This window comes from Stenomitos rutilans (assembly GCF_059505485.1).
Genome location: NZ_JCACKR010000046.1, coordinates 1 through 4479, shown reverse-complemented (window position 1 = coordinate 4479; position 4479 = coordinate 1). Strand labels below are relative to the sequence as shown.

The 4479-nt window shown below is 50.5% G+C and carries 5 protein-coding genes and 1 pseudogene; 3 read left to right on the top strand and 3 right to left on the bottom strand.

All coding sequences use genetic code 11. The annotated features are described in order from the left end of the window. Window positions 1-91 precede the first annotated feature (91 nt). Window positions 92-910, top strand: coding sequence for a VOC family protein (locus tag AC5JLP_RS07705; protein ID WP_496067341.1), 819 nt, complete (start codon window positions 92-94; stop codon window positions 908-910). 79 nt (window positions 911-989) lie between these two features. Here the strand turns inward: AC5JLP_RS07705 and AC5JLP_RS07700 are convergent, their stop codons facing one another. The 3 genes from AC5JLP_RS07700 to AC5JLP_RS07690 all read right to left on the bottom strand — a co-directional run bounded on the left by AC5JLP_RS07700 (window position 990) and on the right by AC5JLP_RS07690 (window position 3161). Then, window positions 990-1454: a TM2 domain-containing protein gene (locus AC5JLP_RS07700; protein ID WP_496067340.1), complete on the bottom strand. Its 465-nt coding sequence runs from the start codon at window positions 1452-1454 to the stop codon at window positions 990-992. Window positions 1455-1580: 126 nt separating this feature from the next. Next, the gene (locus AC5JLP_RS07695; protein WP_496067339.1) at window positions 1581-2981 is read right to left on the bottom strand and encodes a hypothetical protein; all 1401 of its coding nucleotides are present in this window, start codon (window positions 2979-2981) and stop codon (window positions 1581-1583) included. A 6-nt stretch (window positions 2982-2987) separates the two neighbouring features. Then, on the bottom strand, window positions 2988-3161 hold the full coding sequence (locus AC5JLP_RS07690; RefSeq protein WP_496067338.1) for a hypothetical protein: 174 nt from the start codon (window positions 3159-3161) through the stop codon (window positions 2988-2990). A 345-nt stretch (window positions 3162-3506) separates the two neighbouring features. On the opposite strand from AC5JLP_RS07690, the pseudogene AC5JLP_RS07685 reads away from it, so the two are divergent. Both AC5JLP_RS07685 and AC5JLP_RS07680 read left to right on the top strand, forming a co-directional pair. Next, window positions 3507-4070, top strand: a pseudogene (locus AC5JLP_RS07685) (PDDEXK nuclease domain-containing protein). Window positions 4071-4212: 142 nt separating this feature from the next. Beyond that, window positions 4213-4479: ParA family protein (locus tag AC5JLP_RS07680; protein ID WP_496067337.1), on the top strand; the 267-nt coding region annotated here is incomplete at its 3' end.

Sequence of the window (4479 nt, the reverse complement as noted above, 5' to 3'; positions counted from 1 at the left end):
CTGCTTCTAGATTGCCCAGAAGACTCGTCAGACTTTTATTGACTGACCACTAGGCTGCAAAAAAATCTCTGATCGTGAAGTCGCAGGCGAAGTGTGTGATCGCCTGTACGGACTGTCCAACGTGCAGTTGCGTGTGGTGCAATTGCAGTTGGGCGATGAAATGATTGAGCTAATTGAATTTCTCACACCGAAAGGGAGACCGATCCCAGCCGATTCCCGGAGTCACGATCGCTGGTTTCAACATCTCGCGATCGTGGTTAACGATATGTCAAAGGCGTATCAGCACTTACGTCAACATTGGGCACCGCAAACTTCACCCAATCCACAGACGTTACCTAAATGGAATCCTGTGGCTGGAGACATTCAATCCTTCTACTTTAAAGATTTAGATGGTCACAATCTTGAATTGATTCAATTTCCAACCGATAAAGGCGATTCTAAATGGCACCAGGCAACCGAAGCACTTTTTTTGGGTATTGACCACACAGCGATCGTGGTGGGCAATACAGCTGCCAGTCGAGCCTTTTACTGCGATCAACTGGGCATGGAGTTGCAGCAAGAAAGCCAAAATTCTGGCTCTGAGCAGGAGCATCTTAGCGGGGTTTCTGATGTGCAGGTGCAAATTAGCAGTTTGAAAGCACCAAATGGTTTTGGGCTTGAGTTGTTGGCATATATAAACCCCAATGATGGGCGATCTATGCCTGCTGACACTCGTGCCAATGATGTGTGGGTTTGCCAAACGACGCTCGTGGTGCCGGATATAATTGCGGCAACTCAGCAGCTACAGGCAGCACAGCCTTTGACCCTGTCTCCAATGGTTACAGTCTCAGAACCAGCGTTAAGCATTCAACACGGCTTTCTTACGGCAGACCCTGATGGTCATCTGCTTCGGATCGTACTTGGGATATGACAGCGTATAGAGGGTTGAGGGTTACAGCCGCTTCAAGCGACATCTTGCCCTTCTACGGGAACCCAGTGCAACTAGAGGCCTAAACGTCGAAACGATAGCGGATTGCACCGGTCTTGGGATCATTGGTAACTTCGGCATAGTCTAGTTGCTGCGCCTCTTTAAGCAAAGCCTTGAGTGCCGCCGGTTCTAACTCCGTGTGCAAAGCCGCCTGCGCCAGCGATAAGGTCCCACCGTTAGCCTTCGCTGCCTTTAAGAGCTTCTGCATGGGTGGCATGGCTGTGGGTACAGGTCCCACACTCGCAGTCGCGATTGACTGATAGGGTTGACCAAGATAGCGACCGCGTAAAGTCTGATTACGCTCGTTGACCATACCGGGAATCAAAGCCAGGTCGATCAGTTGCCCAAACCCGAACAGACCGAACGTGAACAGATAGAGCAAGCCGGAGCCAATTTTGCCCGCGTAGAACCGTTGCCCACCGCAGAACCCGAACAAACAGGTACACCAAAGCAGGTAAGCGACTCCAGTATCGATTTGAGGCGGCATGGTTGTAATTTTGCGAAAGCAGCTTTTACTTAAGACTACCCACCCGCAAGCAGTGGTTCCGCACTCAAGTACCAGTACGCCTCAAACTGACGTTGCTCTAACCCTTAAGCACAGTGCTACCAAGGGTTACTCTAGATTTTCGCCAAACGGGAGTACTAGCTGGTCGCGTCTGTCCAGTCGTTGACGTTCCTGTGCTATCTCCACTTGCCGCCTCGCTTTGACCTGGTTCAACACCTGTTTAATATAGGCAATCCCCTCCTCTTGGGTCATATTTTTCGTCTCTGCGTAACTCAAATCCTCACCAGGAAAGCTATTACACCCGATCGCCCCTGGTTCCACACGTTCCAAAGCGCTAGTAACCCCATCAGACAGCGTATTACACCCGCTTTCACCCAATAAGTTTGTGTGACTGGTGGAGCTGGATGCCGCCCACGCGCACTCCGGCTCCACAGCACTCTGAAGCGCGCCGATTGTTGCGTTTTGTAAATGCCTGGGATGCCACAGATCGCGATGCCGATAGAGTGTCGCTCCACTCAGTCCATAGGGGATGAGGGCATCGAAGCGCTCGGTAATGCCTGACGGGAGTGCTTCTTGCTCTAAAAGGTCAGCGACGGCTTGTTGAATGCGTGCTCTAGCCTCAGCTTGTTGTTGCTGGTTCCAGTTGGGCTCTGACTCCTCAGGGCGATCGGAACTGAGTTCTGCTGGACGTTTATCAGTGCCGTAATGAAAGTAGTGGCTTTGTTCAACAGCGAGCCTCCAGTCTTGAGCGCGTTGCTCAATCTCCTGTTGATGCTGACACCAAGCGTGGTAGCCGGGTAGGGCTTGTGCGGTTGTGACGATATCGTGTACCAGAGCATGGCCTTCTAACGGCTTGTCGGTATAGAGGACATGCCCAAAGATGTAAGAACGCATGGCAATGCGTCCGAGTAACCGATTGGTCTGCCCGGAACCCGTCCAACCCTGCTCAATTTCGGCATTCAGGTCATGCAGAAACTTGTCGGCTTTGCCGGTGACACGAAACTGTCGTCGTCGCGCGGCTTTGAGAATCCGTTCCAACGCCTTGGTGTCGAGGCTGTTGCGACTTTGAGCGAACTGCCAGTGCTGCACAAACGTCTCTTGATTGCCCCAAATCATCTGGAGGTCTTGATTCAGGAGATACGACCCCGCTTGCATGGGGAGACGATGACCGTTGTAGAGACTGTGCTCACTACTGGTGACGTAAGCTTTGCAGTTGGGAAACACTTCGAGTTGTCCAGGAGCCAGTTTGAACCCGTTGTTTTCCAGCAGGGTAGAGACGGTCAGGGCGATCGCCCATGTCTTCTGTTCGGTGTCCAAGGGGAAGTAGAGATGGAGACCGCCGCTGTAGCTGGACGTGCAGACCACGGCTTGCACCAGTTCTAAGACTTCCAACGCTCCGATTAACCGCCGCCAGGCGAAGCGATCGCGCGTGGGGTGATAAATACTGCCCTTGTCCACATCGAGGACACAGTAACGGGTGGTGGGACCAAAGCGGACACCGTAGAGCATCGCGCCCTATTGCAGCAGGCGATCTGAAAGGGGATGACGGCTCTCGGTTTGCCAGTCGGGTCGCTCGTCGGGATGGGGGTGCTCGGCCCAGAGATAGTCATAGCGGTGGGGCCAGAGCGCGAGGAAGCGATCATCGCTTTCTTGGACAGATGGAAAGGTACGGGAGGGGGCTACCTGCATGAGTTGCCCTCCCTAAACAAAGCAAAAATTCGATGCACAAGTTAACTCCCTAGGTCTGTAGTGGTGACCGACAGGAAGCCATGCAAAATTAAGAGCAATTTGTCAAAGTTGTTTGTTGAGTGACGATTATGTCGTCAATTTCCAGCAAAAACCACAGCCGTTAGAGACAGCTATTGCCTTGCCGATTCACATTGACGGAGCGTAGATACAGAAAGCGTTCTAGCCCATCTGGCACCTTTTTGCCTTTATGTCGGCTCAACCCCGAGTCGAAGCATTCTAGAGATCCAAATTGATACGGGCCTGTATCGTCGCCAAGGTGGAGCAATTACTAACTTTGAAAGAACTTTGCCACAACCACAATCGGATCTGGCACAGCAACTTCTGAAAGACCCCCATAACTTTGATTTCCTCACTTTAGCGAAAGCAGCGCAGGAACGGGATTTGGAAAGGGCTTTAGTGGATCACATTCGGGATTTTTTGCTAGAACTGGGAAGCGGTTTCTCGTTTGTCGGTAGCCAGCATCCCATTGTGGTGGATGGATAGGAATATCGAATTGACCTCCTTCTCTACCACTTCAAGTTGCGATGCTTTATTGTTATTGACCTCAAGATGGTTGAGTTTCAGCCAGAATTTTCAGGGAAGATGAATTTCTATGTTTCAGCCGTCAATGCCCTCTTGCGTCATCCAGACGATCAACCAACGATCGGCATTGTTCTTTGCAAATTTAAGAACAAAACGGTTGCTGAATTAGCGCTTCAAGGAATGACTCAGCCCATAGGTGTCTCAACCCACAGAATTGGTTCCGATCTGCCTGAGCAACTTAAAATCCTCATTCCTACAGTCGAACAGCTTGAAATAGAATTGCAGACCATCAAGGTCGAAAGTAACGCTTTGAATGAGCAGTTGTAACCTATCACTATTTATTCACGGGGACGAGAACGTCAGAAGGTATGAAGTCTGAGGTTATCTAACCCAGTGGATTTTTATTTGCTTACAGTATGCCAGCAGAACCGGGGTACCGTAGACTAGCTATGTAATTCCGATCCTACTCATGCCGATCGTCGCGATTATTAATCAAAAAGGTGGAGCAGGTAAGTCAACCATTGCTGTACATTTGGTTCGCTGGTTGCAAAAGCAGAAAGCCTCTGTATTGCTTGTAGACGCTGATGCTCAATGTTCCTCCTCGAAGTGGCTGGCACGGTTGGAGCAAAATATTTCCTATCAGATTTTACAAGACCCAGATGAACTTTTAGATGAATTACCGAAGTTAAATCACCTCCGGCTTTGCCGGAGGCTTATCTTTGTTAGCCCCCCAAGG

Coding starts and splice junctions, on each gene's coding strand:
- AC5JLP_RS07690 (WP_496067338.1), bottom strand. CDS start 3,161: ATGCAGGTAGCCCCCTCCCGTACCTTTCCATCTGTCCAAGAAAGCGAT.
- AC5JLP_RS07700 (WP_496067340.1), bottom strand. CDS start 1,454: ATGCCGCCTCAAATCGATACTGGAGTCGCTTACCTGCTTTGGTGTACC.
- AC5JLP_RS07695 (WP_496067339.1), bottom strand. CDS start 2,981: ATGCTCTACGGTGTCCGCTTTGGTCCCACCACCCGTTACTGTGTCCTC.